At 72.5% G+C, this 25418-nt stretch carries 24 protein-coding genes and 1 tRNA gene; 18 read left to right on the top strand and 7 right to left on the bottom strand.

What is annotated here, in order from left to right:
- The first annotated feature begins 24 nt into the window (after positions 1–24).
- Genes argJ through ACLJWH_RS19085 form a run of 4 tightly spaced genes read left to right on the top strand, consistent with a single transcriptional unit; the run spans position 25 to position 3888 of the window.
- Positions 25–1179, top strand: coding sequence for a bifunctional glutamate N-acetyltransferase/amino-acid acetyltransferase ArgJ (argJ, locus tag ACLJWH_RS19100; RefSeq protein WP_411142916.1), 1155 nt, complete (start codon positions 25–27; stop codon positions 1177–1179).
- Positions 1176–2120 (top strand): acetylglutamate kinase, encoded by a 945-nt coding sequence (gene argB, locus ACLJWH_RS19095; protein ID WP_411142915.1) that lies wholly within the window; start codon positions 1176–1178, stop codon positions 2118–2120. The genes argJ and argB overlap by 4 nt, the downstream gene beginning before the upstream one ends.
- Positions 2120–3337, top strand: a complete 1218-nt coding sequence (locus ACLJWH_RS19090; protein WP_411142914.1) for an acetylornithine transaminase — start codon at positions 2120–2122, stop codon at positions 3335–3337. Before argB ends, ACLJWH_RS19090 begins: the two co-directional genes overlap by 1 nt.
- An 8-nt stretch (positions 3338–3345) precedes the next feature.
- Positions 3346–3888: an arginine repressor gene (locus tag ACLJWH_RS19085; RefSeq protein WP_052853481.1), complete on the top strand. Its 543-nt coding sequence runs from the start codon at positions 3346–3348 to the stop codon at positions 3886–3888.
- Positions 3889–3990: 102 nt separating this feature from the next.
- Here ACLJWH_RS19085 and ACLJWH_RS19080 read toward each other — a convergent pair whose 3' ends face one another.
- The 3 genes from ACLJWH_RS19080 to ACLJWH_RS19070 form a co-directional block, all read right to left on the bottom strand.
- Complete coding sequence (locus ACLJWH_RS19080) at positions 3991–4803, bottom strand: rod shape-determining protein (protein WP_411142913.1); 813 nt, start codon at positions 4801–4803, stop codon at positions 3991–3993.
- The gene (locus ACLJWH_RS19075; RefSeq protein WP_411142912.1) at positions 4800–5171 is read right to left on the bottom strand and encodes a TraR/DksA family transcriptional regulator; all 372 of its coding nucleotides are present in this window, start codon (positions 5169–5171) and stop codon (positions 4800–4802) included. Before ACLJWH_RS19075 ends, ACLJWH_RS19080 begins: the two co-directional genes overlap by 4 nt.
- Before the next feature lie 123 nt (positions 5172–5294).
- The gene (locus ACLJWH_RS19070; RefSeq protein WP_411142911.1) at positions 5295–5621 is read right to left on the bottom strand and encodes a TraR/DksA family transcriptional regulator; all 327 of its coding nucleotides are present in this window, start codon (positions 5619–5621) and stop codon (positions 5295–5297) included.
- A gap of 436 nt (positions 5622–6057) precedes the next feature.
- Here ACLJWH_RS19070 and ACLJWH_RS19065 point away from each other — a divergent pair, with 436 nt between their 5' ends.
- The 4 genes from ACLJWH_RS19065 to secD all read left to right on the top strand — a co-directional run bounded on the left by ACLJWH_RS19065 (position 6058) and on the right by secD (position 11015).
- Positions 6058–7020, top strand: coding sequence for a HAMP domain-containing sensor histidine kinase (locus ACLJWH_RS19065; protein WP_411142910.1), 963 nt, complete (start codon positions 6058–6060; stop codon positions 7018–7020).
- A gap of 11 nt (positions 7021–7031) precedes the next feature.
- Positions 7032–7835: a response regulator gene (locus ACLJWH_RS19060; protein WP_411142909.1), complete on the top strand. Its 804-nt coding sequence runs from the start codon at positions 7032–7034 to the stop codon at positions 7833–7835.
- Between the two features lie 109 nt (positions 7836–7944).
- On the top strand, positions 7945–8514 hold the full coding sequence (locus ACLJWH_RS19055) for a hypothetical protein (RefSeq protein WP_411142908.1): 570 nt from the start codon (positions 7945–7947) through the stop codon (positions 8512–8514).
- Positions 8515–8585: 71 nt separating this feature from the next.
- Positions 8586–11015 (top strand): protein translocase subunit SecD, encoded by a 2430-nt coding sequence (secD, locus tag ACLJWH_RS19050; RefSeq protein WP_411142907.1) that lies wholly within the window; start codon positions 8586–8588, stop codon positions 11013–11015.
- A 71-nt stretch (positions 11016–11086) separates the two neighbouring features.
- On the opposite strand, the gene ACLJWH_RS19045 is transcribed toward secD, so the two are convergent.
- A tRNA-Pro gene (locus tag ACLJWH_RS19045) sits at positions 11087–11160 on the bottom strand.
- Between the two features lie 156 nt (positions 11161–11316).
- On the opposite strand from ACLJWH_RS19045, the gene ACLJWH_RS19040 reads away from it, so the two are divergent.
- The 6 genes from ACLJWH_RS19040 to ACLJWH_RS19015 all read left to right on the top strand — a co-directional run bounded on the left by ACLJWH_RS19040 (position 11317) and on the right by ACLJWH_RS19015 (position 19057).
- On the top strand, positions 11317–11685 hold the full coding sequence (locus ACLJWH_RS19040; RefSeq protein WP_411142906.1) for a DUF488 domain-containing protein: 369 nt from the start codon (positions 11317–11319) through the stop codon (positions 11683–11685).
- Between the two features lie 141 nt (positions 11686–11826).
- Positions 11827–13020 carry an argininosuccinate synthase gene (locus ACLJWH_RS19035; RefSeq protein ID WP_411142905.1) on the top strand — a complete coding sequence of 398 codons (1194 nt, stop codon included), beginning with the start codon at positions 11827–11829 and terminating at the stop codon, positions 13018–13020.
- 87 nt (positions 13021–13107) lie between these two features.
- Positions 13108–14550, top strand: coding sequence for an argininosuccinate lyase (gene argH / locus ACLJWH_RS19030; protein ID WP_411142904.1), 1443 nt, complete (start codon positions 13108–13110; stop codon positions 14548–14550).
- A gap of 112 nt (positions 14551–14662) precedes the next feature.
- The gene (locus ACLJWH_RS19025; RefSeq protein WP_411142903.1) at positions 14663–15214 is read left to right on the top strand and encodes a TetR/AcrR family transcriptional regulator; all 552 of its coding nucleotides are present in this window, start codon (positions 14663–14665) and stop codon (positions 15212–15214) included.
- Positions 15211–16827: an MFS transporter gene (locus ACLJWH_RS19020; RefSeq protein ID WP_411142902.1), complete on the top strand. Its 1617-nt coding sequence runs from the start codon at positions 15211–15213 to the stop codon at positions 16825–16827. Before ACLJWH_RS19025 ends, ACLJWH_RS19020 begins: the two co-directional genes overlap by 4 nt.
- A gap of 256 nt (positions 16828–17083) precedes the next feature.
- Entirely contained in the window at positions 17084–19057 is a 1974-nt protein-coding gene (locus tag ACLJWH_RS19015) for a bifunctional metallophosphatase/5'-nucleotidase (RefSeq protein WP_411142901.1), read from the top strand.
- Positions 19058–19148: 91 nt separating this feature from the next.
- Here the strand turns inward: ACLJWH_RS19015 and ACLJWH_RS19010 are convergent, their stop codons facing one another.
- Positions 19149–19817 (bottom strand): lysophospholipid acyltransferase family protein, encoded by a 669-nt coding sequence (locus ACLJWH_RS19010; protein WP_411142900.1) that lies wholly within the window; start codon positions 19815–19817, stop codon positions 19149–19151.
- A gap of 272 nt (positions 19818–20089) precedes the next feature.
- Here ACLJWH_RS19010 and ACLJWH_RS19005 point away from each other — a divergent pair, with 272 nt between their 5' ends.
- On the top strand, positions 20090–21232 hold the full coding sequence (locus ACLJWH_RS19005; RefSeq protein WP_411142899.1) for a glycerophosphodiester phosphodiesterase: 1143 nt from the start codon (positions 20090–20092) through the stop codon (positions 21230–21232).
- A gap of 323 nt (positions 21233–21555) precedes the next feature.
- Positions 21556–22059 carry a GNAT family N-acetyltransferase gene (locus tag ACLJWH_RS19000; protein WP_411142898.1) on the top strand — a complete coding sequence of 168 codons (504 nt, stop codon included), beginning with the start codon at positions 21556–21558 and terminating at the stop codon, positions 22057–22059.
- 54 nt (positions 22060–22113) lie between these two features.
- Here ACLJWH_RS19000 and ACLJWH_RS18995 read toward each other — a convergent pair whose 3' ends face one another.
- Together ACLJWH_RS18995 and ACLJWH_RS18990 are read right to left on the bottom strand one after the other, a co-directional pair.
- Positions 22114–22560, bottom strand: a complete 447-nt coding sequence (locus ACLJWH_RS18995) for a hypothetical protein (protein WP_411142897.1) — start codon at positions 22558–22560, stop codon at positions 22114–22116.
- On the bottom strand, positions 22553–22921 hold the full coding sequence (locus tag ACLJWH_RS18990; protein ID WP_411142896.1) for a hypothetical protein: 369 nt from the start codon (positions 22919–22921) through the stop codon (positions 22553–22555). Before ACLJWH_RS18990 ends, ACLJWH_RS18995 begins: the two co-directional genes overlap by 8 nt.
- Before the next feature lie 616 nt (positions 22922–23537).
- Here ACLJWH_RS18990 and ACLJWH_RS18985 point away from each other — a divergent pair.
- Positions 23538–24635: a methionine ABC transporter ATP-binding protein gene (locus ACLJWH_RS18985; RefSeq protein WP_411142895.1), complete on the top strand. Its 1098-nt coding sequence runs from the start codon at positions 23538–23540 to the stop codon at positions 24633–24635.
- Positions 24632–25405, top strand: coding sequence for a methionine ABC transporter permease (locus ACLJWH_RS18980; protein WP_411142894.1), 774 nt, complete (start codon positions 24632–24634; stop codon positions 25403–25405). Before ACLJWH_RS18985 ends, ACLJWH_RS18980 begins: the two co-directional genes overlap by 4 nt.
- Positions 25406–25418: the final 13 nt, after the last annotated feature.

Here is a 25418-nt window from a genome sequence, read left to right as displayed (position 1 = left end):
CGAAGAAGCGACGGAGGAGATGCAGTGAGCGTCACGGCAGCACAGGGATTCACGGCGGCGGGGATCGCCGCCGGGATCAAGGAGAACGGGAACCCGGACCTCGCCCTCGTGGTGAACAACGGGCCGCGACTGGCCGCCGCCGGCGTCTTCACCGCCAACCGCGTCAAGGCCGCGCCGGTCGTCTGGTCCGAGCAGGTCCTCAAGGGCGGCCGGGTCTCCGCGGTGGTCCTCAACTCCGGTGGCGCCAACGCCTGTACGGGCCCGCTGGGCTTCCAGGACACCCACGCCACCGCGGAGAAGGCGGCCGAGGTGCTGGCGGGGCACAGCGCGGGCGAGGTGGCGGTCGCGTCCACCGGTCTGATCGGGCTGCGCCTCCCGATGGACAAGCTGCTGCCGGGCATCGGACAGGCCGCGGCCGAACTGTCCGGACACGGCGGTGAGAAGGCCGCCATCGCCATCAAGACCACCGACAGCGTGCACAAGACGGCCGTGGCCGGCCAGGACGGCTGGACGGTCGGCGGTATGGCCAAGGGCGCGGGCATGCTCGCACCGGGCCTGGCCACCATGCTCGTCGTGCTCACCACCGACGCCGATCTGCCCGCCGCCGACCTCGACACGGCGCTGCGCGCGGCCACCCGGACCACCTTCGACCGGGTCGACTCCGACGGCTGCATGTCGACCAACGACACGGTGCTGCTGCTCGCCTCCGGCGCCTCCGGCGTCGTACCGGACGGCGCGGCGTTCGCCGAGGCGGTGCGCACGGTCTGCGCCGACCTGGCCCGGCAGCTGATCGGGGACGCCGAGGGCGCCAGCAAGGACATCCGGATCGAGGTCATCGGCGCCGCGAGCGAGGACGACGCCGTCGAGGTGGGCCGCTCCATCGCCCGTAACAACCTCCTCAAGTGCGCACTCCACGGCGAGGACCCCAACTGGGGGCGCGTCCTGTCGGCCATCGGCACCACCTCCGCCGTCTTCGACCCCGACCAGCTGAACGTCGCGATCAACGACGTCTGGGTCTGCAAGAACGGCTCGGTGGGCGAGGACCGCGAACTGGTCGACATGCGCTACCGGGAGGTGCGGATCACCGCCGACCTCTCCGCCGGCACCGAGTCCGCGGTCATCTGGAGCAACGACCTCACCGCCGACTACGTCCACGAGAACAGCGCGTACTCGTCATGAGCGACGCCGCCCCCCGGACAGGGGTACCCCCGCGCAAGCACACCGCGCTCCCCAAGGCCCGCACCCTCATCGAGGCGCTGCCCTGGCTGACCCGGCACCACGGCAAGACCGTCGTCATCAAGCTCGGCGGCAACGCCATGGTCGACGAGGAGCTCAAGCGCGCCTTCGCGCAGGACGTGGTCTTCCTGCGGCACGCCGGGCTGCATCCGGTCGTCGTGCACGGCGGCGGCCCGCAGATCAGCGCGCAGCTGGACCGGCTCGGCCTGGAGTCGGAGTTCCGGGCGGGGCTGCGGGTCACCACGCCCGAGGCGATGGACGTCGTCCGGATGGTCCTGGCCGGCCAGGTGCAGCGCGAGCTCGTCGGGCTGCTCAACGAGCACGGCCCGCTCGCCGTCGGCATGACGGGCGAGGACGCCCAGCTGATGACCGCGACCAAGCACTACGCCGAGATCGACGGCGAGCGGGTGGACATCGGCCGGGTCGGCGAGATCACCGAGATCGACACCGGTGCCGTCCAGGCCCTCCTGGACGACGGCCGGATCCCGGTCATCTCGTCCATCGCCCGCAGTGGCGACGACGGCGACCGCACCGGCGTCTTCAACGTCAACGCCGACACTGCCGCGGCCGCGCTGGCCGCCGCGCTGGGCGCCGAGACGCTGATGGTGCTCACGGACGTCGAGGGGCTGTACGAGGACTGGCCGCACAGCGACGAGGTCATCTCCCGGCTCACCGCCACCGAACTGGAGAAGCTGCTGCCCGAACTGGCCAGCGGCATGGTCCCCAAGATGCGGGGCTGCCTGCACGCCGTCCGCAACGGTGTGCACACCGCCCGGGTCATCGACGGGCGGGTCCAGCACGCGATTCTGCTGGAGATCTTCACGGACGAGGGAATCGGCACGATGGTCGTGCCGGACGACGCCGACACGATCGAGGGGGCGTGATGAGCGGCCAGGTGGACAACGCGGGCCTGACCCGGCGCTGGCAGGGCGCGATGATGGACAACTTCGGCACCCCCCGCATCCCGCTGGTCCGCGGCGCGGGCGCCCGGGTGTGGGACGCCGACGGCAAGGAGTACCTCGACTTCCTCGGCGGGATCGCGGTCAACGTGCTCGGCCACGCGCACCCCGCGGTGGTCAGCGCCGTCGCCGGCCAGGTGGCCACCCTCGGGCACGTCTCCAACTTCTTCGTCGCCGAACCCACCGTGACGCTGGCCGAACGCCTCCTCGCGCTGACCGGCCGCCCCGGCCGGGTCTACTTCTCCAACTCCGGCGCCGAGGCCAACGAGGCCGCCTTCAAGATCGGCCGGCTGACCGGGCGCCGGCACATGGTCGCCACCGCCGGCGGCTTCCACGGCCGGACCATGGGCGCCCTCGCGCTGACCGGCCAGCCCGCGAAGCAGGCCCCGTTCGCGCCGCTGCCGGGCGACGTCAGCTACGTCCCGTACGGCGACGCCGACGCCCTGCGCGCGGCCGTCACCACCGACACCGCCTTCGTCATCCTGGAGCCCGTACAGGGCGAGAACGGCGTGGTCGTACCGCCGCCCGGCTACCTCAGGGCGGCCCGCGAGATCACCGCCGCCACCGGCACCCTGCTCGTTCTCGACGAGATCCAGACCGGTATCGGCCGGACCGGGAACTGGCTGGAGTCCCAGGCCCAGGGCGTCGAGGCCGACATCATCACCCTCGCCAAGGGCCTGGGCGGCGGTCTGCCGATCGGCGCGACGCTCGCCTTCGGCCCGGCCGCCGAACTGCTCACCCCCGGGTCGCACGGCTCGACCTTCAGCGGCAACCCGGTCGTCTGCGCCGGCGCCCTCGCCGTCCTGGACACCATCGCGGCGGACGGCCTCCTCGACCACGTCAAGCGGGTCGGTGAGCGGTTGCGCGCCGGGACCGAGGAGCTCGGTCACCCGCTGGTCAACCGGGTCCGCGGGGCGGGGCTCCTCCTGGGTATCGTTCTGAGCGAGCCCCTCGCGCCCCAGGTGCAGCAGGCGGCTCAGGACGCGGGCCTCCTGGTGAACGCGGTCGCGCCGGACGTCATCCGGCTCGCCCCGCCGCTGATCGTCTCGGACGACGAAGCGGATACGTTTCTCCAAAAGCTCCCCGCCGTCCTCGACACGGCTCGCCAAGGGGCCGACGGGGAACAAGGATCCGGAGACTGACGACAACGATGACCGAGGCGCAGGACAACGAGACGCTGCACGGCGGCCAGGCCGTTCCGCAGACCCGCACCGCCCGCCACCGCCGGATCGTGGACATCCTCAACCGGCAGGCGGTCCGCTCCCAGAGCCAGCTCGCCAAGCTGCTCGCCGACGACGGGCTCTCCGTCACCCAGGCGACGCTCTCCCGGGACCTGGACGAGCTGGGCGCGGTGAAGATCCGCAACACCGGAGGTGAGCTGATCTACGCGGTGCCCAGCGAGGGCGGCGACCGTACGCCACGGGCACCGCTGGGGGAGTCGGCCAAGGAGGAGCGGATGCGCCGGCTCTCCGGCGAACTGCTCATCTCGGCCGAGGCCAGCGCCAATCTCGTCGTCCTGCGGACCCCGCCGGGCGCCGCCCAGTTCCTGGCCTCGGCCATCGACCAGGCCGAACTGCACGACATCCTCGGCACCATCGCGGGCGATGACACGCTGATGCTCATCAGCCGCGACCCGGCGGGCGGCCAGGCGCTGGCCGACCATCTGCTGCGGCTGGCGCAGAAGGCGCACTGAGACCGGGCGGCGGGGCGCCGGTCGAGCACGGCCGGGACCGGCCGGACCGGCCCCGCCGCGCCGTCCGCCCAGCGCCACCGCCCGCTCAGCCCCGCCGCCCGCTCAGCGCCACCGGTCCGCGAACGCCGGGTGCCGGCCGGCCGACAGCAGCGCGGTGGCCGCGCCCCGCACCGCCGCGGTGTGCGGCGCGGGCACCGGCCGCACCGGCGCGCGCAGCAGCCGGGCCAGCCCGTAGCCGAGCTCCGGCCGGATCGCGCCGCCACCGGTCAGCAGCAGCCCCCGCGCCAGCGCGTCCACGGCCCGTACACCCGCGGCGGCGTCCTCGCGCAGCAGCTCCAGCACCATCCCCACCACCGTCCGTACGAACGCGTCGGTGGTGAGCGCACCGTCGAGATCGAGCGTGCCCCGGTCGGCGCGCCGGGCGTGCCGTACCGTGCCGTCGGCCAGCAGCGCCACCTCCGTCAGCTGCGCCCCGATGTCGGCCACCAGCACCGGTTCGGCCGGGTCGGACCCGGCCCCCAGGGCGGCCGCCCGGACGCTGTCGATGGTCAGCACCCGGTGCGGGCGGAGTATCTCCAGCGCACGCAGCGCACCCGCCCGCTGGTCGTCACCGGTCAGCACCGGTGTGGTCAGCACGACCAGCGGCCGCCGGGCGACGTACGGCAGGCAGCGGCCGAGCAGCCGCTCCAGCATCCGGGCCGAGCCCGCCACATCGACGACACTGCCGCGCCGCACGGGATAGGCGCCGGCGCCCGGGAACGTCACGGTGGGGACGTCGCAGACCATGCCGCGGCCGGGCAGCCAGGCGCGGGTGCGGGCGCTGCCCATGTCGAGCGCGATCCCGGGACACCAGCGCCGCGCCCGCCACCGGGCGGGCCGCTCGCCGACGGTGCGGTCCGGCCACGGGGCGGTCACCGTTCCGCCTCCCGCGCCTGATGGCAGCGCACGCAGTAGCGGGCCTGCGGCACGATCTCCAGCCGGTCGAGGGGGATCGGCCGGGCGCAGCGGTGGCAGTTCCCGTACCGGCCGTGGTCCATCCGCTCCAGCGCCGCCTCCACATCGGCCAGCACCATACGGGCGGTCGCCGCCAGCCGGAGGTGCACCTCGTGCTGGCCCGCGGACCGCTGCTCGCGGAGCCGTACGGCCCGTGCGGGCGACGGCTCCCCGAACTCCCGCAGCTGTTCGATCCGGAACCGGCGCTGCTCCTCCAGGTTCTCGCGCAGCGCGTCCAGTGCGTTGGGGGCAAGGCCGGCCATGCCGGTGTCGATGAGCTGGTGATGCACGACTTCACGTCCTCCGGAGAAACACGGGAGAGGGGAGCGGGAGCGGGGAAGGGGGAACCGGAGACAGCCGTCGGGCCCGGCCGTGCGGTGGCCGGGCCCGACGGGGAGCGGAACGCCGGTCCGTCAGACGGCGCGCTCCTGGCAGCCGACGCAGCAGCGCGCGTACGGCAGGATCTCCAGCCGCTCCACCGGGATCGCCTTGGCACACCCTTGGCAGTTCCCGTAGGTACCGGTGGCCAGTCGGGAGAGCGCGGCCTCGATGTCGGTCAGCACCCGCCGGATCGCGTTCGTCTGCACCGAGAGCAGCGCGTCGGACCCGGGCGGCGCGCTCTCCTCGATCGCGGTGAGCTGCGCGAGCCGCGAATTGCGCTCATGCGCCAGGCGCTGATGAGCCTCGTGCGCGGCGAGCCGCTGCGGACGGGATTCGGCGGGGGCGACTTCTGGCGACATGGCGGACGGGTTCCTTTCGGTGCGCCCCGAGGGGCGCCGCGGTGCGGAGAAGGGTACGTACGACGGCGAACCGACGGGCCGGGCGGGCACGTCGGGCCGTGGGGTGGGCGCGCGGCGGCAGACAGCGCCGGTCCGCGGGCTCGGGCGGGTTGCGCCGGCGGCGGCCTGGGGCCGGGCGGCGGACGAGGTATCAGCGCTCCATGGCACCCACCATGGCCGGAACCGGACGGAGTGGCCATGGGGTCCAGCACCCATTTCGAGGGGCGCCAGGGCTGTAACCGCCCGGCGGTATGGCGTCCACACCCGATCGACCCGGCCGCCCCGCTGCGGCAGGGTGGACCCGTGGCGAGCCGTGCCGCCGCCCGGGAGCGGGTGCCGCCGAGCCCCGGCCGGCCGCGTGGGCGGCCGGGGTGGGAGAGTGACCAACGAGGAGGAAATGCGCACTGTGTCTTTGTTCTGGCGGATATTCGGGCTGAACGCCGTGGTGTTCGGCGCGGCCACCGCGCTGCTGCTGTGGGCCCCGATCACCGTCTCCGTCCCGGTCGTCCTGACCGAGGCCGTCGTCCTGGTCGGCGGGCTCGTCATCATGCTCGTCGCCAATGCCGCGCTGCTGCGCATCGGCCTGGCCCCGCTGGACCGGCTCACCCAGCGCATGACCACCGTCGATCTGCTGCGGCCCGGCCAGCGGCTGCCGGTCGACGGGCACGGCGGCGTCGCCGAGCTGCTGCGCACCTTCAACGAGATGCTCGACCGGCTGGAGGCCGAACGCGCCACCAGCAGCGCCCGCGCGCTCTCCGCCCAGGAGTCCGAACGCCGCCGGATCGCCCAGGAACTCCACGACGAGGTGGGCCAGAGCATGACCGCGGTACTGCTCGAACTGAAACGGGCCGCCGACCGGGCGCCGGAGGCGCTGCGTACGGACCTCCAGCACGCCCAGGAGACCACCCGGGAGAGCCTGGACGAGGTCCGCCGGATCGCCCGCCGGCTGCGCCCCGGCGTCCTGGACGACCTCGGCCTGGTCAGCGCCCTGACCGCGCTCACCACCGACTACGGCACCCACACCGGCCTGTCCGTGTACCGCCGTTTCGACCCCGACCTGCCCCCGCTGGAACCGGCGGCGGAACTGGTCCTCTACCGCGTCGCCCAGGAGAGCCTGACCAACGCCGCCCGGCACGCCGACGCCCGGCGCATCGACCTGACCCTGCGGCACACCGCCGCCGCCGTGGTGCTGGACGTCACCGACGACGGCAGCGGGATGGGCCGCGCCCGCGAGGGCGCCGGTATCCGCGGGATGCGCGAACGCGCGCTGCTCATCGACGCGGATCTGGACATCGGCCCCGGCCCGGCCGGCGGTGCCCGCGTACGCCTGACCGTGCCTCTTCCCCGGGATGCCGCATGACGACACCGCCCATGAACCCGACGCCCGTGAACCCGCCGGGTACGCACCCCCCGGAGGCGCACGCGTCCCACGCGGCCGGCTCCGCCGCCGGCGCACCTCACCCGGGCACGCCGCAGCCAGGTGTACCGCAGCCGGCGGGGGCGCCTCCCGAGGGGCCGCAGAAGTTCCACCCGACCCGGATCCTGCTCGCCGACGACCACGCACTGGTCCGGCGCGGTGTCCGGCTGATCCTGGACGGCGAACCCGATCTCCAGGTCGTCGCCGAGGCCGGGGACGGCGCCGAGGCGCTCGCCCTGGCCCGCACCAGCAGCCCGGACCTGGCCATTCTGGACGTGGCGATGCCCCGGATGACCGGTCTCCAGGCGGCCCGCGAACTCTCCGCGCTCCATCCGGGGCTGCGCATCCTGATGCTGACGATGTACGACAACGAGCAGTACTTCTTCGAGGCGCTGAAGGCGGGTGCCTCCGGTTATGTGCTGAAGTCGGTCGCCGACCGGGATCTGGTCGAGGCGTGCCGCTCCGCGATGCGCGGCGAACCCTTCCTCTACCCGGGCGCGGTCACCGCGCTGATCCGCAACTACCTCGACCGGGTGCGGCACGGTGACGACGTGCCGGAGAAGGTGCTCACCGCGCGCGAGGAGGAGGTCCTCAAGCTGATCGCCGAGGGCCACTCGTCCAAGGAGATCGCGGAAACGCTGGTCATCAGCGTCAAGACGGTCGAACGCCACCGCGCGAACATGCTGCACAAGCTCGGCATGCGGGACCGGCTGGAACTCACCCGCTACGCGATCCGGGTCGGGCTGATCGAGCCGTAGGAGCGGCGCGGACGGACGTACCGGCGGGGCAGGGCCGGCAGGGGGCACCAGGGAGAGCTCGGGAAGACCTGGGAAGACCAGGGGGAACGCGATGGGGGAGGGAAGGGCCATGGCCGCCAGGACCATGCGCCGGGGGACCCCTGCCCCGCGCCGGTCGGCCCGGCGCCGGGCGACCGCGCTCCGCCCGCTCCCGTACCGCCCCGCCGCACTCCGTCCGGCCCCGGCCCAGGCGCTGCGCGCCCTGGTCGCCGTCGCGTTCCTCCTCATCGGCGGTCTGCTCCCACCCGCCGCCACGGCCGCTTCCGCCGTCACTGCCACCACCGTCACAGCGGCCACCACGGCCGCAGCCTCCGCCCCCGCCGCGGCGGCCGCCCCCGCCCCGCCCCACGCGTCAGCCCCGCCCCACGCCTCCGCCCCGCCTCCGGCCACCCGCCCGTACGCCCGCCCGTGCGCTCACCCGAACGCCCACCCCTGGGCCGCCGCCCCGCGCCTGGCCGCCCGTGCGGCCGGTGACCACCCGCATCCGGTCCATCCTCCGGTGCCCGGTGTGCTCCCGTCGCACGGCTGCGGGCCCCGGCTGCGGGACGGTCTCCCGACGCCACAGCTCCGGGCCACCGCCGGCCGTCTCCGGTACGCCGGGCGGTGCCTGGACCGCGCCCCGCCCCGCCACCACAGGTAACCGACGCCACCCGTCGATCTTTTCCGCCGCGCCCGGCGCTCCCGGCCGCGGTGTGCCTGTTGGAGGCATTGATGACCCGCGCCACAAGGGTGCGGGCGCTGCTCGCGCTCGCTGTTCTCGCCCTGTCCGTCTATCTCGCCGTGACCCAGCCCGTGCGGCTCGGTCTCGATCTGCGCGGCGGTACGCAGATCGTCCTGGAGACCCGTGATTCCCCCACCGCCAAGGCCGACCGGGACGCCACCGACCGCACGCTGGAGGTCCTGCGCCGCCGCGTCGACGCCCTCGGCGTCTCCGAACCGAACATCGCCCGCTCCGGGGAACGGCGGATCGTCGTCGAGCTCCCCGGCGTCCAGGACCCGAAAGAGGCCGCCCAGGTCCTCGGCCGTACCGCCCAGCTGACGGTCCACCCCGTCCTCGGCACCGCACCGCCCCCGCGGCAGGACACCGAGGACCGGGAGAAGCCCCAGGGCGCCGGGAAACCGGAAAACCCCCAGGACCCCCAGGACCCCGAGGCCCCCGGCAAGTCCGCGGACCCCACGCCCCACAAGACCCTCCCCGACGCGTCCGGCACGCCGCTCCGCCTCGGGCCGCCCGCACTGACCGGTGCCGAGGTCGACAAGGCCGAGGCGCAGTTCGACGCCGAGTCCGGCGCCGGCTGGTTCGTCGGTCTCGATCTGCGGGGCCCGGGGGAGCGGTCCTGGGCCGAGCTGACCGGCAAGGCGGCCTGCGCCCCGTCAGGCGATCCGGCCCGCCGCGCGGCCATCGTCCTGGACGAGAAGATCATCTCCGCGCCGCAGGTCGACACCTCGGTCGCCTGCGGCACCGGCATCACCGGCGGCTCCACCCGGATCACCGGCGGCTTCGGCCAGGAGGAGGCGCGCGAGCTGGCGCTGCTGGTGAACGGCGGCGCGCTGCCCGTCCCGGTCGAGCTGGTCGAACAGCGGACGGTCGGCCCGACGCTGGGCACCGCGGCCATCGCGTCCAGCGCCCAGGCCGCGGCCATCGGTATCGCGCTGACCGCCGTCTTCATCACCGTCGTCTACCGCCTCCTGGGCGCCCTCGCCGCCCTCGCGCTGGCCTGCTACGCGCTCATCTCGTACGCGGCCCTGCTGGCCCTCGGAGCCACCCTCACCCTCCCCGGCCTGGCCGGTTTCGTCCTCGCCATCGGTATGGCGGTGGACGCCAACGTGCTGGTCTTCGAACGGGCCCGGGAGGAGTACGCGGCGGGCGCCGGCCGGCGCGGCGCGACCGGCCGGCCGAGAAGCCTGCGGACCGCGCTGACCGCCGGTTTCCGCAACGCCTTCAGCGCCATCGCCGACTCCAACATCACCACCCTGCTCGCCGCCGGGCTGCTGTTCTTCTTCGCCTCCGGGCCGGTCCGCGGCTTCGGCGTCACGCTCTCCATCGGCGTGCTCGCCTCCATGGTCAGCGCCCTGGTCATCACCCGGGTGCTGGCCGAATTCGCCGTCTCCCGGCGGTCCGTGGAGCGCCGCCCGCGCCTGACCGGACTCGCCGACGAGGGGCGCGTACGCACCTGGCTCACCCGCCGCAACCCCGATCTGATGCGGCACCGGCGGCGCTGGCTGGCCCTGTCCGCCGTCGTGCTGGCCGTCGCCGCCTCCGGGATCGCCGTCCGCGGTCTCGACTTCGGCGTGGAGTTCACCGGCGGCCGGCTGATCGAGTACTCCACCACCGCACCGGTGGACGCCGACCGGGCCCGTACGGCGCTGGGCGACGCCGGCTTCCCGCGGGCGGTGGTCAACACCTCGGGCGACGGTGAGCTGACCGTACGCACCGAGCAGCTCTCGGCCGCCGAGGAGACCCGGGTGGGCGAGGTGGTCGGGAAACTGGGCGGCGGTGCGGAGAAGGTGCGCGACGAGCTGATCGGGCCCAGCCTCGGCGACGAACTGCGGCGCAACGCGCTGATCGCGCTCGGGGTGGCGCTCCTCGCGCAGATGGCGTACCTGGCCGTCCGGTTCCGGTGGACCTTCGGCGTCGCCGCGGTCGCCGGTATGGCACACGACGTGGTGATCCTCGTCGGGATCTTCGCCTGGCTCGGCAAACCGGTCGACGGGGTGTTCCTCGCCGCCCTGCTGACCGTCATCGGCTACTCCGTGAACGACTCCGTAGTGGTCTTCGACCGGGTCCGCGAACTGTGGGCGGCGGCCCGCCGTACGCCGTTCGAGCGCATCGCCAACACCGCGCTGCTGCAAACCGTGCCGCGCACCGTCAACACCGGCATCGGCGCGATCTTCATCCTGGCGGCGCTCGCGGCGCTGGGCGGCGACTCGCTGACCGACTTCGCGGTGGCGCTGCTCCTCGGCATCGGCATCGGCACCTGCTCCTCGATGTTCACCGCGACGCCGCTGGCCATCGAGCTGGAGGCGCGCAGCAGCGCCCCGCCGCCGCGGCCCGTCGCCCGGCGCTCCGGTGGCCGTCCGGCCGCTCGCGGGCGGAGCCGGGGGAGCCGGGAGCCCGGCGACAACGGCGCCCGGGTCTGACCCGCCGCAAGGCAGCGAAAAGCCCGCTGACCGGGAGATTTCTCTCCCGGTCAGCGGGCCTTCGTGCACCGTCGGGACGACAGGATTTGAACCTGCGACCCCTTGACCCCCAGTCAAGTGCGCTACCAAGCTGCGCCACGTCCCGGTGCTCGTACCGGCCGGAAAGTTCCCGGTCGGGGCGTGCAGAAAGAAAAATACCCTGTCCGGGGCCATGATTCCAAAGCGGGTCCTCGGAAGGCCGTCCGCGGGCCACCTCCGGGTGCCGGAGGCGCTTCCGTGCTTCGATGAGGAAATGGATGAAATGTCCGAGAATGACGGGGTCCGGATGCGCCGGGTGTACGACCCGCCGGAGCCCGCGGACGGCGCCCGGGTCCTGGTCGACCGGCTCTGGCCACGGGGGCTGGCCAAGGCCGACGCGCGCCTCACCGACTGGTGCAAGGACGCGGCCCCGTCGTCGGATCTGCGCCGCTGGTACGCCCACCGCCCCGAGCGCTTCGCGGAGTTCGCCGAGCGCTACCGCGTCGAGCTGGACCAGGACGCGGTGCGGCCCGCCCTGGGGCAGCTGCGCGATCTGGCGGCCCATGGCCCGCTGACGCTGCTGACGGCGACCAGGGATCTGGCCTGCAGCCATGTTCCCGTCCTGCTGGGTGTCCTGCGCGAGAGGTCCTGAGCCTCGGGCGTCTTGGGTGCCCGGTGCCCCGAATGGCCCTGGCGACGCGCCGCTGACCTGCGCTTTCACTGAGGCGTTGACGAACCATACGGTGGGCTGCATACTTATACCCATCAGCGTATGCACCGTAAGGAGAAACCCGTGACCGAGCGCGTCGTACTCGCCTACTCGGGCGGCCTGGACACCTCTGTCTGTATCGGCTGGATCGCCGAGGAGACGGGCGCCGAGGTCATCGCCGTTGCCGTGGATGTCGGCCAGGGCGGCGAGGACCTGGATGTCATCCGCAAGCGCGCGCTCGCCTGCGGCGCCGTCGAGGCGGAGGTCGCGGACGCCAAGGACGAGTTCGCCGACGAGTACTGCCTCCCGGCGATCAAGGCCAACGCCCTCTACATGGACCGCTATCCGCTGGTCTCCGCGCTCTCGCGGCCGACCATCGTCAAGCACCTGGTGGCCGCCGCCAAGAAGCACGGCGCCACCACCGTCGCCCACGGCTGCACCGGCAAGGGCAACGACCAGGTCCGCTTCGAGGCCGGTATCTCCTCCCTGGCCCCCGACCTGAAGTGCATCGCCCCGGTCCGGGACTACGCGATGACCCGGGACAAGGCCATCGCCTTCTGCGAGGCGAAGAACCTCCCGATCGCGACGACCAAGAAGTCGCCGTACTCCATCGACCAGAACGTCTTCGGGCGGGCCGTGGAGACCGGCTTCCTGGAGGACATCTGGAACGCCCCGATCGAGGACGTGTACGAGTACACGGAGAACCCGGCCGCCGTGCGGGAGGCCGACGAGGTCGTCATCTCCTTCAAGGAGGGCGTCCCGGTCGCCATCGACGGCAAGCCCGTCACCGTGCTCCAGGCCATCCAGCAGCTCAACGAGCGGGCCGGCGGCCAGGGTGTCGGCCGGATCGACATGGTCGAGGACCGGCTCGTCGGCATCAAGTCCCGTGAGGTGTACGAGGCGCCCGGCGCGATCGCGCTGATCACCGCCCACCAGGAGCTGGAGAACGTCACCGTCGAGCGCGAACTGGCCCGCTACAAGCGGCAGGTGGAGCAGCGCTGGGGCGAGCTGGTCTACGACGGCCTGTGGTTCTCGCCGCTCAAGCGGGCCCTGGACGGCTTCATCAACGAGGCCAACCAGCACGTCACCGGTGACATCCGGATGACCCTGCACGGCGGCCGGGCGGTCGTCACCGGCCGGAAGTCCGACGAGTCGCTCTACGACTTCAGCCTGGCGACGTACGACACCGGCGACACCTTCGACCAGTCGATGTCCAAGGGCTTCATCGAGCTCTTCGGCCTGTCGAGCAAGATTGCGGCCAAGCGCGACCAGGGCTGAGCCCGGTTCACCGACTACGCGTACCCAGCCGCCTCCCCGCCCTCCGCGCGGGGAGGCGGTGGCACATTCCAGTCTTGAGGAGCAGCAGTGAGCAACGGCAACAGCGGCGATGTCCGGCTCTGGGGCGGTCGGTTCGCCGACGGACCGGCGGCGGCGCTCGCCCAACTGTCGGCATCCGTCCACTTCGACTGGCGGCTGGCGCCGTACGACATCGCCGGCTCCCGCGCGCACGCGCGCGTGCTGCACGGGGCCGGTCTGCTCACCGCCGACGAGCTGGCGCGGATGACCGAGGGCCTGGACCAGCTCGAAGCCGATGTGGCCGCCGGCGACTTCACCGGCACCGTCGCCGACGAGGACGTGCACACCGCCCTGGAGCGCGGTCTGCTGGAGCGGCTCGGCCCGGACCTCGGCGGCAAGCTGCGGGCCGGCCGGTCGCGTAACGACCAGGTCGCCACCCTCTTCCGGATGTATCTGCGCGACCACGCCCGGATCATCGGCGGGCTGCTCGCCGAGCTCCAGGAAGCGCTGGTCGGCCTGGCCGAGGCGCACCCGGACGCCGCGATGCCCGGCCGTACCCACCTCCAGCACGCCCAGCCGGTGCTCTTCGCCCACCATGTGCTGGCCCATGTGCAGGCGCTGTCCCGGGATGCGGAGCGGCTGCGGCAGTGGGACGAGCGCACCGCCGTGTCGCCGTACGGCTCGGGTGCGCTGGCCGGCTCCTCGCTCGGCCTCGACCCGGAGGCGGTCGCCGCCGACCTCGGGTTCGAGCACGGCTCGGCCGGCAACTCCATCGACGGCACCGCCTCCCGCGACTTCGCCGCCGAGTTCGCCTTCATCACCGCGATGATCGGCGTCAACCTCTCCCGGGTCGCCGAGGAGGTCATCATCTGGAACACGAAGGAGTTCTCCTTCGTCACCCTGCACGACGCCTTCTCCACCGGCTCGTCGATCATGCCGCAGAAGAAGAACCCGGACATCGCCGAGCTGGCGCGCGGCAAGTCCGGCCGGCTCATCGGCAATCTGACCGGCCTGATGGCGACCCTCAAGGCGCTGCCGCTCGCGTACAACCGCGACCTCCAGGAGGACAAGGAGCCGGTCTTCGACTCCTGCGACCAGCTGGAGGTCCTGCTCCCGGCGTTCACCGGCATGATGGCCACCCTCACCGTCCACCGCGAGCGCATGGCGGAGCTGGCCCCGGCCGGTTTCTCGCTGGCCACCGACATCGCGGAGTGGCTGGTCAAGCAGGGAGTGCCGTTCCGGGTGGCGCACGAGGTCGCGGGGGAGTGCGTCAAGGAGTGCGAGGCGCAGGGCATCGAGCTGGACCAGCTCACCGACGAACAGTTCGCCAAGATCTCGCCGGAACTGACCCCCGAGGTCCGCACGGTCCTCAACGTCCCCGGTGCGCTGGCCTCGCGCAGCGGCCGCGGCGGTACCGCCCCCGCCGCGGTAGCCGTCCAGCTCGCCGAGGTGAAGGCCGACCTGGCGGCCCAGCTGGCCTGGGCCGCGGCAGGGAAGCGGCGCACGGCGTAACCGCGGAGCGGGCGACGGCGGCCCTCACCCGAGTGGTGGGGGCCGCCGTCGCCCGAGCGGCCCCTCGGATATCGATGAGACATCTGCGTCTCATCCGGCTAGTCTGCGTCTCATGGCTGTGGATCGTGAACAGGTACTGAAAGAAGCCGCCGCGCTGCTCACCCGCCGGGCGACGACGTCGATGGACGAGATCGCCCGCGCCGCCGGAATCAGCCGGGCCACCCTGCACCGGCACTTCGCGGGGCGGGACGCCCTGATAAGAGCGCTGGAGGAACGCGGGATCGAGCAACTGGCGCGGGCGATGGACGCGGCCCGGCTGGAGGACGGGGACGCCGCCGCCGCGCTGCGCCGGCTGGTCACCGAGGCCGAGCCGGTCGCCGGCATGCTGGCGTTCCTCTTCACCGAGAACCAGCTCTTCGAGGGCGAGGCGGTCAACGCCGGCTGGGACCGCCTGGACGGCAGGATCAACGCGCTCTTCCGCCGCGGCCAGGAAGAGGGCGACTTCCGGATCGATCTCAGCGCCGCCTGGCTCACCGATGCGTTCTACGGGCTCATCGGTGCCGGATCCTGGGCCGTGCACGAGGGCCGGGTCGCCCGCAACGACCTCAACCACTCCATCGTCGAGCTGCTGCTCGGGGGCATCCGGCGGAGCATGGAGAAATGACCAGGACCACTCCGACCGCACCGGCCGGTTCGGCGACGGTGGACGACGAGCCGCGCCCGGGGCGCTGGCTGGCCCTCGCCGTCCTCGTCCTCGCCGTGCTGCTCGTCGGCGTCGACGCCACGGTCCTCGGCCTCGCCACCCCCTTCCTCAGCGAGGACCTGCGCCCCTCCGGGACGCAGCTGCTGTGGATCGGCGACATCTACTCCTTCGTCATCGCCGGCCTGCTGGTCTCGATGGGCAGCCTCGGCGACCGGATCGGCCGGAAGAAACTGCTGCTGATCGGGTCCGTCGCGTTCGGCGGGATGTCGGTGCTGGCCGCGTACGCCACCAGCGCCGAGATGATGATCCTCGCCCGTGCCCTGCTCGGCGTGGCCGGTGCGACGCTGATGCCGTCCACCCTCGCGCTGATCCGCAACCTCTTCCACAACCCCAGGGAACGCAGTCTCGCCATCGGCATCTGGGGCGCGATGGCCTCGGCCGGCACCGCCGTCGGCCCGGTGCTCGGCGGCTTCCTGCTGGGCCACTTCTGGTGGGGCTCGGTCTTCCTGATCAACCTGCCGGTGATGGCGCTGCTGGTCGTCGTCGGCGCCAAGGTGCTCCCGGAGTCCCGCAACCCCGATCCCGGCCCCTGGGACCTGCCGAGCGTGGCGCTCTCCCTGGTCGGCATCATCGGCGTCGTCTACGCCATCAAGGAAGCGGCGGTGCACGGCTTCCGCTGGCCCACCCTGCTGGCCGCCGTCATCGGCGTGCTCGCGCTGGTCGTCTTCGTCCGCCGCCAGTACACCCTCGACTCACCGCTGCTGAACATGAAGCTCTTCCACCACCGGGGCTTCTCCGGGGCGGTGCTGGCCGACCTGCTGACCATCCTGGGCCTGTCGGGGCTGGTCTTCTTCCTCTCCCAGTTCCTCCAGATGGTGCAGCTGCGCTCGCCGCTGAACGCCGGGCTCACCGAACTCCCGGCCGCGGTCGGCGCGATCGGCGCGGGCCTGGCCGCCGGATACGTCGCCCGCCGGCTCTCCGTACGGATAGTGGTGGCCGGCGGCCTCGCGGTCGTCGGGCTCGCGCTCGCCGGCTGCATCGGCCTGCACGCCGACACCAGCACCGTCGAGTTGGGGACCATCCTCTTCGTCGTCGGCGTCGGCGGCGGCTTCGCGTTCACCGTCACCGCCGATGTGATCCTCTCCAGCGTGCCCAAGGACGAGGCGGGCGCCGCCTCCGCGGTCTCCGAGACGGCCTACGAACTGGGCGCCGCGCTCGGTATCGCCCTGCTCGGCACCATCGTCACCGGCATCTACCGTGGCTTCGCGGCGCCGCCCGGGGTGCCCTCGGGTGCCGCCGACGCCGCCCGTGAATCGCTCGGCGGCGCCGTCGACACGGCCGCCACCCTCCCCGCCGAGCAGGGCGCCGCCCTCCTGAAGACCGCTCAGGACTCCTTCGTCGGCGGTCTGGACACGGCGGCCGGGGTGGGCGCGGCGGTGCTGCTGACCGCCGCGGCGGCCGCGTGGTTCCTGCTGCGCGGCCAGGAGCTGGAGCACGGCCCCGCGACGTCCGGCGCCGAGTCCCGCTCCGCGGAGTCCGGCGCCGCGTCCGGCGGCCCGGCCGAACACCCGTAACAGGGCGGCCCGTCGGGCGCACGGACGGACGGCCCGACGCGCGAACGAGGGACAGTCACAGCCTGGCACGCCGGCTCGGGCGTGTCCGGTGGATCACCGCGGCGCGCACCCGCGATGATCCACGGGACACGCCCGGGGGCGACTGTCCCACGCCCGTTCACGCCCGGTACGCACCATGGTGGCCGGACGGCCCACGCGGCACGCTTGACTCTCCCGTCGTCCCCCTTCGGTTGGCTCCGCTCAGGAGAGTGACGCAGTGCGCGACATCGGAAGACGCTCCTTCTTCACCGCAGCGGGGGCCCTGGCCACCGCGAGTGCCATCGGCACCGACGCCTACGCCACCGGCCACGCCCGCGACGCGGCGAGCGCCGACGAGTACGTCGACGTCCAACTCCTCAACATCACCGACCTGCACGGCTATCTCCAGGCCGCGCCCGCCGCCAACTCCGTCATCCGGGGCGCGCACGGCAAGACCTACACCGTGGGCGGCGTCGCCTATATGGCCGCACACCTGGAGCGCCTGCGGGCCGGCCGCCGCAACTCCCTCTTCTTCGCCCCCGGCGACCTGTTCTCCGGCTGGGAGTTCGACGCGGCCTCCTTCGCCGACGAACCCACCATCGAAGTGCTCAACGCCATGGGCCTGGACTTCGCCTCGGCCGGCAACCACGAGTTCGACAAGTCCGCGCGGTTCCTCGTCTCGCATATGCAAAAAGGCGACGCCTACCCGGTGACCGGCCGGGACGGTTCCTTCCGGGACTCCACCGGCCGGCGCTTCCGCGGCGCCGACTTCCCTTACTACAGCGCCAACATGGTGTGGGACGACGAACGCGGCGGGACCGTCCTGCCGCCGTACAACGTCGAGTACGTGGACGCCGGCCGCGGCCGCCGGCTGCCGATCGGCTTCATCCACCTCACCGCCATCGGCACCGAGAACTTCCCCGGCTCCTACCAGCCCGGTCTGCGCACCCTGGACGAGATCGCCACCGCCAACCGCTGCGCCGCCGAACTCAAGGCCCGGGGCGTCAACGCGATCGTGCTGAGCATGCACGACGGTGCCGTCGCCGGCAGCGACTTCGAGAGCGGCAGCAACCCCTCGGGCCCCGCCTACGAGCTGGCGCTGCGGGTCTCACCGGACATCGACGCGATCGTCACCGGCCACTGGCACTGCGCGTTCACCATGATGGTGCCGGACCCGGACGGTGTGCCGCGCCCGTTCGTCGAGGCCGGCTGCTACGGCCAGCTGATCAACGAGATCAACCTGCGGCTCGACCCCGACACCGGAGCGGTGGTCCGTGCTCTGACCACCTCCACCAACCACCCCAACACCCGGGACGTGACCCCCGACCGGGAGGTGCGGGCGATCACCGACTACTGGGCGGGCTACGGTGCCCGGCGCGCCGCCACCCCGATCGGCAGGCAGTCCGGTTCCTTCACCCGGCGCCGCAACGCCCTGGGGGAGAGCACCATGGGCAACCTCGTGGCGGACTGGGCCCTGTGGGCGGGCAGACAGCCGCACGGCCCGATGGACGATCCGGGCGGCTACCGCAACATCCCCGCGGAACTGGCCGTCATCGCCGTCGCGCCGCGCGTCGGCCAGGCCATCATCGGCGGGGACCTGCTCCGTGACGAGGCGTCGGACGGCACGGTCACCTTCGGCCAGGCGTGGCACGCCGTCGGCTTCGGCGACCCGATCATGACGGTCACCGTCACCGGCGCACAGATCCACGACGCGCTGGAGGAGCAGTGGGCACCGGTCGCCGGCGGCCTGCTGGGCTACGCGCCGCTGGCGGTCTCCGGCAACGTCCACTACACCTTCGACGCGGCGGGGCCGGTCGGCCGGCGCGTCAACCCCGGCGCGGTGTTCGTCAACGGCACCGCACTCGACCCGCACCGCCGGTACCGCCTCGCCGCCCCCTCGTACACCCTCATCAACCAGGACGGCTACAGCGCCTTCGGCGGCTTCACCGAGCCGGTGCGGCACACCCGGGACTTCGAGAGTTTCGTCGAGTTCGTCCGCAGCCGGCGGGAGCTCGCCCCCGGGCCGCTGAACCGGGTCTCGGCCGTGAACACCAAGGTGCCCGGTGCCCGGATCGGCACCGTCCCCGGCTGGCATCAGCAGTCGAAGGCCGCCGCCGACGCGGTCCCCCGTCCCGAGGCGGCGCTGCGTGCGGCATCGGCCGCGGGACTGCGGGGCCTGCGCGCCGCCGGCGGCTTCCGGGTCCCCTGCTGACCCCCGCCCGCCCCGGCCGGTCCTGACCCGCCGCTCCGCGCAACGCCAGGGGCCCCGTCCGTCGGACGGGGCCCCTGGCGTTGCGGTCGGGTCAGGCGGCCCTGGCCTTGGTGGCGTAGATGTCGACGTACTCCTGGCCGGACAGCTCCATGACGTCGCTCATCACCTCGTCGGTGACGGCCCGCAGGACATAGCGGTCGCGGTCCATGCCCTCGTAGCGGGAGAAGTCCAGCGGCGCACCGAAGCGCACCGTCACCGGGGCGATGTGCGGCCGGCCCTTGCCGCCGGGCTGCACCTTGTCGGTGCCGACCATCGCGAACGGCACGACGGGCGCGCCGGTCATCAGGGTGAGCCGGGCGACGCCGGTACGGCCGCGGTAGAGGCGGCCGTCGGGGGAGCGGGTGCCCTCCGGGTAGATGCCGAAGACGCCGCCCTCGTCCAGGACGCGGCGGCCGGTCATCAGCGCCGCGGCACCGCCCCGGGCGCCGTCGCGGTCCACCGGGATCATGCCGGAGCTGGTGAAGAACCAGGCCATCAGGCGGCCCTTGACGCCCTTTCCGGTGACGTACTCGTCCTTGCCGATGAAGTACACCGGACGCTTGACCAGCAGGCTCAGGAACAGCGAGTCGATGAACGTGACGTGGTTGCCGGCCAGGATCACCGGTCCGCTGCCCGGAATGCGCTCCATGCCCTCGACCTTCGGGCGGAACAGGACGCGCATGACCAATCCGAGAATCGCCTTCAGCAGAATGCGGGACAACGGGTCCTCCGGGTGGTGACTGGTCGACGGCAGGGAACGCGGAACGGTGCAGCCCAGGACGATACTCGCGGGTCACCTCCGCTCGCACACCGGGTACACAAGACCGATACGCAGAGTTGACGCGTGTTGGCCCCATGTTCCCCCGTGCGTCGCCGGGTGTCTCCCCGACGGGGCCCGGCCGTGCTTACGATCGGCCCGTCCGCGCCTGTCGATCGACAGGCGCGGGACATCCGGACGGATGCGGACAGACCATCGGAGCAAGGAGCGCGGGCATGCAGAAGCGGGAGCAGCCGGGACGACGGACGGTGCTGGGGGCCGCGGCCCTCGGCGCGGGAGCGGCGGTACTGGGCGGCGCCGGGCAGGCGAGCGCCCGTGAACGCGGCGGCGCCGGCCACGGGCTGCCGGTCCCGCTGATCATCGGCCACCGCGGTGCCAGCGGCTACCGGCCCGAGCACACGTTCGGCTCCTACCAACTCGCCCTCGACATGGGTGCGGACGTCATCGAGCAGGACCTCGTGCCCACCAAGGACGGCCATCTCCTGTGCCGTCACGAGAACGACATCACCGCCACCACCGATGTCTCCGCGCACCCGGAATTCGCGGCCCGCAAGACCACCAAGACCATCGACGGGCAGCAGCTCACCGGCTGGTTCACCGAGGACTTCACGCTCGCCGAGATCAAGACGCTGCGCGCGAAGGAGCGCATACCGGGCAACCGGCAGCACAACACCCTCTACGACGGCCGGTGGGAGGTGCCCACCTTCGACGAGGTCCTCCGGTGGGCCGACCGGGAGGGCCGCAAGCGGGGCCGCCCGGTCTGGCTGCACATCGAGACCAAGCACCCCACCTACTTCCGCAAGCTGGGCCTGGGCCTGGGCCTGGAGGAGCGGATCGCCAAGGCGCTGCGCGCGTACGGCCGGCACCGGAAGAACTCGCCCAACTTCCTCCAGTCGTTCGAGCCCGGCAGCATCCAGCGGCTGGGCCGGCTGGTCGACTGCCCCAAGGTCGTGCTGCTCTCCACCCTCACCAGCCGGCCCTGGGACTTCGTCGAGGCCGGTGACCCGCGCACGGTCGCCGATCTGATCACGCCCCAGGGCCTGCGGTGGATCGCCGGATTCGCCGAGGGCATCGGCCCGGACCTGACCGTGATCATCCCGCGGGACAAGGACAACAAGCTCGGCAAGCCCACCCGGGTCGTCAAGGACGCGCACGCCGCCGGGCTCGTGCTCCACCCGTACACGGTCCGCAACGAGAACACCTTCCTGCCGGCCGACTACCGCCGCGGCACCGACCCGAACGCCTACGGCGACGCGTTCGGCGTCTTCCGGGCGTATCTCGCCACCGGGATCGACGGCCTGTTCTCCGACAACCCCGACACCGCGCTGCTGGCCGCCGCGGAGTTCCGCAAGCGCTGACGGACCGGGGCGGGCGGTTCCGGGCCGCCCGCCCCGCCGGCATCTCATCTGAGTTGGGAATGTCACAGAGGAGCTTGCGGCCGGTCTGTTCCTGTTGTCCGTAATGCCTGCGCAGAATGCTCGCGGCCGAGGTTGCCGCCGCGGAAATCCGGGGACTCCGGAAGGAGCAGTGTCAGCCAGGCCAGGACGGCGGCGTGCCGCGCACGGCGCCGCCGGTCAGGGCAGAAACACTCCGGGCGTACCCCGGCTCTTCGGGGGTGTCCCGGAGAACGGAACCCTCAGCGCGCCCGGAACCGCGACCCGAATAGGGGAGGCATACGCGCATGGGCACCAGCGTGACCATCTCTGCGGCTACCGACCAGGACGCCGAGCAGATCCTCAAACTCCAGTACCTCTGTTATCAGCCGGAGGCCGCGCGGCACGACGACTACGGCATCGAGCCGCTCACCCAGAGCCTGGCCGAGCTCCGGGCCGAACTGGGTGACGGCTGCGTGCTGGTCGCCCGGCTCGGCGCGGAGGTGGTCGGATCGGTGCGCGGCACGGTCGACGCGACAGGCACCGCCAAAATAGCCAAACTCATCGTGCACCCGCGGCTGCAACGGCACGGCCTCGGCGGCCGGCTGCTCGCCGCGGTCGAACAGCGGCTCGCCGCCGAGCGGTCCGCCAAGCGCTACCGCCTGCTGACCGGCCGGCGCAGCGAGGGCGATCTGCGGCTGTACCGCAGCCACGGCTATGTACCGGTCGGCACCGAACAGCCCACCCGCAGGCTCGGCCCGACCACACTGGAGAAGCCGGTGGCCGCCGAGGCGTACGCCGCCGGAGCCTGACGGGCTCGGTGCCGGGCCCGTGGCACGGGTGGGCCCGGTACCGAGGCCGCGGCGTCACGCCTGCCGGGACCGGCGCAGCCAGATCAGCCCGGTGACGGGCAGGATGACCGGGATGAAGAGGTAGCCCATCCCGTAGTCCGACCAGACGGTGGCGTCGGGGAAGGCGGCGGGGTCCACGAGTGTCCAGGTGCCGATGCCCAGTACCCCGAGCAGTTCCAGGGCGCAGCAGCCGAGCGCGGCCCGGCGGGCGCCCTCACCGCCGCGCACCAGCGAGAAGGTGATGAAGCCGTAGACGACCGCGGAGAGCGCCGAGAGGCTGTAGGCCAGCGGGGCCCGGTCGAACTGGGCGATCAGCTGGTAGAGGGAGCGGGACGCGGCGGCGACGGTGAAGACGCCGTAGAGGGTGACCAGCAGCCGTCCCGGGCCGGTGCCCAGGGAACGCTTCGCCGGCGCGGTGCCCGCGGTGCGGTCGGTCGTGGTGGCCTTCGTGGTCTCAGGCACTGCCGCCTCCCCAGATGTCGAACAGTCGCACTTCCAGCACCGCCAGCACCACGGCACCCGCCGCGACGGTGGCCGAACCCCATCGGGTGCGCTCCGAGAGCGACAGGAACCCGGTCGCGGGAACACAGGCGGCCGCCCCGAGCAGATACGACACGAAGATGGCGGTGCCCTTGTCCGGCGACTGCCCGCGCGCCAACTGCACGATGCCGATGACCAGTTGGACGACGGCGAGCAGTGACACCACGGCCATGCCGATGAAGTGCCAGTCCTTGGTCGGCTGGTCGCGGTACACGGCGAAACCGCACCAGGCGGCCAGCGCGAGAGCGGTCACGCCGACCACGAGCGTCAGCGCGTCGATCACCGGGACCTCCGCGCGACGCGGCGGCACACCGTGGGGTTGTGGGGCATGAGGCGACTCTAAACGGCCCGCGCACGGCGGCCGCGTCCGGCCCCGCCGAGGCGGCCGCCGCCCCGCCGGTCGTGGCGTTGACCACAGCGGGGCGGGCGGGTCACCCGCCCGCCCCGCCGCACCCCGCCGCCTGGTCCCCGGTATCCGCGCAGGCCAGCGACCGGATCCGGCCGGACCGCCGGCGCGGACCGGGCCGCTGTCCAAGGGCCGGGCGGGCCTGTCCGTCATACGGACGGGCTTGTTCGGCGCTCACCCCCGTCTGGTTTACTTGCCGACATGACCACGACGAGCAGCCGCACCCTTGCGACCGAGGCGACCACGACGCCCGGTGCTCGTTGCATGTGTCGAATGTGTGACCGCTGAGGGCCCCCGCCTGAGCCTCGCGCCCCGAAGCGAGACCCATCGCCCCATGCCGTATGTCCGTCCGCCATGACAGACCCGGTAGCCCCGCGTCACCGGAACCCGAAGCCGGGCCCTGCGCCCTCCGGGTTCCCCCCTGCCGCACTCGCAAGAATGCCCCGTGCCCGGTGGGCGAGCCACCGAGCACTCGACAGTGACGGAATTCCCTGTGATCACCACAACGGGCCTGACCAAGGTCTACCGCTCAGGAGACCGCGAAGTCACCGCCCTGGACGGCGTCGATCTGCACGTCCGCGAGGGCGAGGTGTACGGCGTCATCGGCCAGAGCGGCGCCGGTAAATCCACCCTCATCCGCTGCCTCAACCTCCTGGAGCGCCCCACCTCCGGCACGGTCACCGTCGCCGGCCAGGACCTGACCGCGCTCGCCGGACGCGGGAAGCGCGCGAACGCCGGGCTCCGCGCCGCCCGCAGCCATATCGGCATGGTCTTCCAGCACTTCAACCTGCTGTCCTCGCGGACCGTCCAGGACAACGTCGAGCTGCCCCTGGAGATCCTCAAGGTCGACCGCCGCGAGCGCGCCCGCAAGGCCCGGGAACTGCTGGACCTGGTCGGCCTCGCCGACAAGGCCAAGGCGTACCCCGCCCAGCTCTCCGGCGGCCAGAAGCAGCGCGTCGGCATCGCCCGCGCGCTGGCCGGCGACCCCAAGGTGCTCCTCTCCGACGAGGCCACCAGCGCCCTGGACCCGGAGACCACCCGCTCGATCCTCCAGCTGCTGCGCGACCTCAACCGCCAGCTGGGCCTGACCGTCGTGCTCATCACGCACGAGATGGACGTCGTCAAGACGATCTGCGACTCGGCCGCGCTGATGAAGGGCGGACGCGTCGTCGAGCAGGGCACCGTCTCCGGTCTGCTGGCCACCCCCGGCTCCGAGCTGGCACGGGAACTGTTCCCGGTCGGCGGCGAGCCCTCGGACGGGAACCGTACGGTCGTCGACATCACCTTCCACGGCGCGGCCGCCACCCGCCCGGTGATCTCCGAGCTGTCGCGCACGTACAACGTCGACATCTCGATCCTCGGCGCCGCCATGGACACCGTCGGCGGCAAGCAGATCGGCCGGATGCGCATCGAACTGCCCGGCCGCTTCGAGGAGAACGTCGTGCCCATCGGCTTCCTGCGCGAGCAGGGACTCCAGGTCGATGTCGCCGACGCCGACGACGCTGACACCACAGCATCGGCCGACGCCGCCGTGCCCGCCCCCGCGAACCCGGCGCCCGCCGCCTCGCCGCTCAAGGAAGGTGCCAAGTGAGCTGGAGCGACATGCAGCCGCTGCTGTACAACAACACCCTCGACACGCTCTTCATGGTGTGGTGGTCGACGGTCTACGCGGTACTCATCGGCATCCCGATCGGTGTGCTGCTGCATCTGACCGATCGCGGCGCGATGCTTCAGAACGCCGTGGTGTACAAGGTGCTCGGCGCGATCGTGAACATCGGACGGTCCCTTCCGTTCCTGATCCTGATCGTGGTGCTGATCCCCTTCACCCGGTTCCTCGTCGGCGTCTCCATCGGCCCGACCGGCGCCGTCGTCCCGCTCGCCATCGCCGCCATCCCGTTCTTCGCCCGGCTGGTGGAGGCCGCACTGCGCGAGGTCGATCACGGGCTGGTCGAGGCCGCCCAGGCCATGGGCGGCGGCACCTGGACGATCATCTTCAAGGTGCTTCTCCCGCAGGCGCTGCCCGCGCTGGTCGCGGGCATCACCACCACCGTCATCACGCTGATCGGCTACTCCGCGACCGCCGGTGCGGTCGGCGCCGGCGGTCTGGGCAACCTCGCCTACACCTACGGTTACCAGCAGTACGAGACCGCGCTGATGATCGTCACCGTCGTGGAGCTGATCGTCCTCGTCACCCTCGTCCAGCTGCTCGGCGACCTGATCGTGCGCCGGCTCGCGGGCCGGGGCACCCGGGCCCCCTCTTCGCTGCGCGTCGGCCTGCGGCGCGCACCGACCGCGGCCGCGCCGCCCGTCGAGCTCGCCACCGCGCCGACCGCCTCCCGAGAGGCCAGCAAGACCCCGTAGACCCCTCGTGTCC

This window comes from Streptomyces sp. x-80, from assembly GCF_046549095.1.
Lineage (GTDB): Bacteria > Actinomycetota > Actinomycetes > Streptomycetales > Streptomycetaceae > Streptomyces > Streptomyces celluloflavus.
This window is presented reverse-complemented; position numbering and strand designations above follow the sequence as displayed.